This is a genomic window from Stenotrophomonas sp. P5_A8, assembly GCF_056400545.1.
Genome location: NZ_JBFULB010000340.1, coordinates 1 through 4,129 on the forward strand (window position 1 = coordinate 1; position 4,129 = coordinate 4,129).

At 53.9% G+C, this 4,129-nt stretch carries 5 protein-coding genes; 3 read left to right on the top strand and 2 right to left on the bottom strand.

The genetic code is table 11. The features are described 5' to 3' along the window. The 3 genes from AC1DQP_RS17555 to AC1DQP_RS17565 form a co-directional block, all read left to right on the top strand. A partial coding sequence (locus tag AC1DQP_RS17555; RefSeq protein WP_478052105.1) for a TIGR04255 family protein occupies nt 1–677 on the top strand: 677 nt, incomplete at its 5' end. Continuing rightward, entirely contained in the window at nt 677–1,306 is a 630-nt protein-coding gene (locus AC1DQP_RS17560; RefSeq protein ID WP_478052106.1) for a hypothetical protein, read from the top strand. The genes AC1DQP_RS17555 and AC1DQP_RS17560, both read left to right, overlap by 1 nt. 58 nt (nt 1,307–1,364) lie before the next feature. After that, complete coding sequence (locus AC1DQP_RS17565; protein WP_457489253.1) at nt 1,365–1,844, top strand: hypothetical protein; 480 nt, start codon at nt 1,365–1,367, stop codon at nt 1,842–1,844. A gap of 275 nt (nt 1,845–2,119) precedes the next feature. Here AC1DQP_RS17565 and AC1DQP_RS17570 read toward each other — a convergent pair whose 3' ends face one another. Together AC1DQP_RS17570 and AC1DQP_RS17575 are read right to left on the bottom strand one after the other, a co-directional pair. Next, nucleotides 2,120–2,716, bottom strand: a complete 597-nt coding sequence (locus tag AC1DQP_RS17570; protein WP_457489252.1) for a hypothetical protein — start codon at nt 2,714–2,716, stop codon at nt 2,120–2,122. Between the two features lie 49 nt (nt 2,717–2,765). Then, nucleotides 2,766–3,641, bottom strand: coding sequence for a hypothetical protein (locus AC1DQP_RS17575; RefSeq protein ID WP_478052107.1), 876 nt, complete (start codon nt 3,639–3,641; stop codon nt 2,766–2,768). Nucleotides 3,642–4,129 lie beyond the last annotated feature (488 nt).

The window sequence follows — 4,129 nt, forward strand, 5'->3', positions numbered from 1 at the left end:
ACTCTGACTACATTCGTTTCGGGGTCGAGGTGGGTAAGTTGGGTTACAACCAGCTTGAACGAACGTTGCCCCAAGGTATGCCAGGTCCTGGCGGTGCTGTCGGCTACAGATACCGAAAGAGTGATGGAGAGGTTAATACTCTATACCAACTTGGTGTTGGTGTTTTCACTGCCAATGGTCTTGCGCCATATACATCTTGGGATGCTTTCCGGAAAGTCTTGGAGCAGGGGGTTGCTGCTCTTAACGAGGTTTCGCCAATATCGAGGCATCAGGAGGTCTGGTGCATCGTTAAGTACTTGGACTTCTTTGATGAGGGACATCTTGCGGGCTTGGCTGCATCTGAGTTTTTCTCAGAAGTTGTAGGCGTAAAATACCAAGGATTGGAAACTTCCGCTGCGCTCGATCGTCAAGGTTCCGGCTCATCCATGAGGTTCTTCTATTCAAATAGAGACGCGTCCGGTCGCGAATTGGCGCTTGATGTGGGAGAGGGTGGCGTTCACGATAAAACGGGAATTGTCATGAATACTACGGTTACATCTGAGTCTTTGAAGGATGTGGACGTGGGCAAGGTGATGCAGTGCTTCAGTGATCTTCAGAAAATTGCACACGATGCGTTTTTTGAGATGATTAACAGGAGTCCGAGGATTAAGGCTAATTTGAAAATGGGAGAGGGGTAGTGTTGCATAACTCGATCATTAATAATTCAATTGTCTCGATGAATGCACATTTGTGCGTCACCGACGCGATGGCCTCGTTTGTGCTCAATAACTCGGGTCTTTCGTTTTCCTCTGCGTTTAGCGCTGGAGCCGCCAACCCGCTTCTGAGCTATGGTGCGAGAGTTGCGCAATCTAAAGAGTTGACGCGCACCTGGCACGCTGCGGCTGCGTCTATTGAACTTAGATCGGAAATCCGCAGTTTCTCTTCGCTTTCGGAGGATTGGGACGGCGAAGGCGCGCTTCCAATTGCAATGGAAGCAATCGAGTCGGCTATCGGCTTCGTTGAGAAGATGGCTGGCAGCATGAGTTTGCCAATTGCATACCCAAATCCGAATGGCACGATCACCCTGGCATGGCGCTGGCGATCTGGCAGGGCAGAGTTGGAGATCGGAAAGACAAGGCACTCTTGGCTTGTGATCGAACGTTCAGGTATTGAGCCGAAGCGGACGTCTTGCTCAGGGGATAATCAGCTTGTCCCATTGCTCGGGATGCCTGACTTATGGAGTGCGATTTCCAGTAGTAATTCCTCGTCCGACACGAAGACGATATCTGGGTTGGCTATGCGTCACGAATGGGCAGAGGCTGCGTAGTTCGGATTATTTCCTGCCTGGCCTTGTGGAATGGACGCCTTATCATTTGAGGGATTGAGTGAGTAGTTCAGGGGACTTTTCCGACGATGAAATTGTTGTTCGAGTGCTTAGGACTCCTCATTTTTACAAGAGGGGTGCGCTCACCTCTGCAGCCTTTAGGCCTCAGCGGGAAAAACTGAGACTGTCAACGATTCGATGGCTGGATCGCGAAGAACCGGACAGGGACGTTAAGACGCGTTGTGCGCAAATTGGGAACATCGGAAAAAACACCTACTGGGGCGTGGCGAAGCTAACGGCTGGTGATTTTTTCGCCGCTAGGCTGGAGCTGGATTACACTCCTCATGAATATCCCGGTCACACGGACGTCGTATTTCCGTTTGCTTTGCCCGAATCGGAGCCGCTTGAGGGTGAGAAGTTCATACAGCAGAGCGAAATCGCAGACCAACTGATCAGAAAGGCCAGGGCAATTGAAGACCCCAATCCAGGTGACGTCGAATGGACGATTCCTAGTTCGGAGCTTTGTTTGGCCCGTAGATAGACCTTAATCACAGTCGCAAGGCTGCGTTTCGCAATGCTTGTTGATCAGCAAAGTGTTTTAGGAAGTTGATGGATGGATGTGGCATAGCTTGGCAAAAGGCGATGCTGACGCATTTCCAATTACCAACAGACGGCGTGATTGGCCTGGGCCGGCTGACCCCAAACTGACCCCGGCCTCTTGGTAAGTCATTGATTCCCATAGATCACAAGTGGTCGCGAGAGATCGCCTTAGTCCTTGTTTTTGCTGATCTTCCCCGACATTGACATGGCTAGATGTCAGGGCATCTGCTTGAGTGGCTCAAGCCGCTTGATGTCGGCAGTGAACCTAGCAATGGGGTCCCACTCGTAAGTTCTTGCTCTCGGCTTCTGCCCTGCTACTGCTCGAATTCGATTGGCAATCTCTGCTGAGTGCAGACCAAGCCGGGCGTACTGTAGTTGCCGCTCGGCAAAGGTGAGTTCGAAATCCGGCGGGCTGTCCGAATGGTGATTCACGGCCTCTATAGAGGAATTCGCGAATTCGATCTGATACGGGAGATCGAGGATGTTAAACATGTCGCTTGAAGGGATCGACCGCCAGTCAACGTCGAATTTGGAGGGATCAAAGCTGGGAAGTGAAGTGCGTGCCACCGTATAGCCGCGCTCGTCTTCATAGCCACGATCATCAACCACATCCGCACAGAGACTGGCGAAACTGTCCAGTTCGCCGCCTATGATCGCGGCCAGGTAGGCTGTTTCTTTCTCGGCCTTCCGGGCGTCAGCTTTCTTCTCTCTCCACACCGTGACCCAGCCGCCAACCACCACGCCGAACAAGCCTATCAAGGCTGGCGAAATGACCTGCAGAAATTTCCATGCGCCTTGCCAGAATGCTTCCATAGCTCACCTGGGTCGATGTTGGGTAACCTTGTAACGGAATAGATTGCGTTCAGCGCGCGAACCACTGCTGGTTCGGATGCCATGCCCCTTCTGTCAAGCGTTCAATGGAGGGAAGGGGCGATACCATCGGCTTAGCTGGCGAGGTCGCCGGATCTGGGGGAACGAGGAAGGCGCGAGATACTAAAGGGTCGATGTCGTCTGCACATCTGAGCGCCGCTGCCTTCCAGGCACTAATCTCTTCGTGTGGTACGGGAGCGCTGCTTCGGTCATTGGTGCGTACTACGGCATCTGCGTAGTCCCGGATATCCTGTGCCAATCGAAAGTTGGTAGCGTCTGACATGAGCTTGTGCATTCGTGCTTGTCGATCTGCTTCCTCAGCAGCTTCTCGCTCAAGAATCGATTCGATCCTCTTCTCCTCACGCCGCCGAACCGCAATTTCATGCATCTCGATGGCATGTCTTTGTGAGTCAATCTCCGCCTGCCGATAAACTGCTTCTACTGCGAATGCCAGGGTGACCACGATCTCACTTATGGCTTCCTCAATCTGTGTCGCTCGCTCATCCTCCCACGTGCGACGGAATGGGGCTTCGGAGCGAAACCACCACATGATCTCCAGCTTCAAGGGCTCGGACGCGGGGCGGTCTGGTTTTGACGTGGCGAAGTAGCTGTTCCTCCCCTCAGCCTTTTTCGGATGATCCAGTCGGAACGTCACGCTGGACCCCTCCCGCGCAAACACTCTGAACTCGTTGGCGTCCTTACCTTTTGCCTGGAACTCCAGCCCGGTGTTCGAGAGCCCTTTGAAGATGGCGCTCAACAGGCGCAGACGTCGCTTCTCGTATGGTGAGGCGTAATAGGGCTGTTCGTGGCTCCAGCGTGGGTCTGCGCCAGAAAGACTCTCCATCCGCTTTGCGTCTATGGTCAGCATTCGTGCTACGACTGGATGGGGCGCTGACAAGGACTTCGGAATGCTGATGGTCCCGATTTCGTCCTCTAGCCGTGAGCGCAAGTCATGGAGCGTTTCATCGTGCATCCTAAGCGCGGCAGGAAGCGCGGGTATATCTGCATCTGCCTGCCCGGCGCTGCGCCGGGTCAGCTCGTCTTCTCGCCCCACGTGGATCGAGTCGGCTTGTCCCAGCCCTCTGAGTGGCAATCGAGACTTAGCTGGGAGCTTCCCTGCGGCGATCTTCGCCCAGTAACCGCGTTCAGGTGCTGGGATCCCGTGCCGCTTGGCTGCCTTGCCGAGGGCAACATCTGATATCCCTAGGTTCTTCGCGATCTTGCTGGCGGGTGCCGACCACAAGAGGTCGTAGAGCTCGCTTCTTGTATAGACAGGCATATCTGCTGGGAGCCCAGGCTGAGGTCTGCACTAAATCATGCCTGAATTGGACTGGGGCGGGTTACCGTCCCTTGTGC

Bases quoted from the DNA above. Each gene is read 5' to 3' on its own strand.
- AC1DQP_RS17570 (WP_457489252.1), bottom strand. From the start codon at position 2,716: ATGGAAGCATTCTGGCAAGGCGCATGGAAATTTCTGCAGGTCATTTCG.
- AC1DQP_RS17575 (WP_478052107.1), bottom strand. From the start codon at position 3,641: ATGCTGACCATAGACGCAAAGCGGATGGAGAGTCTTTCTGGCGCAGAC.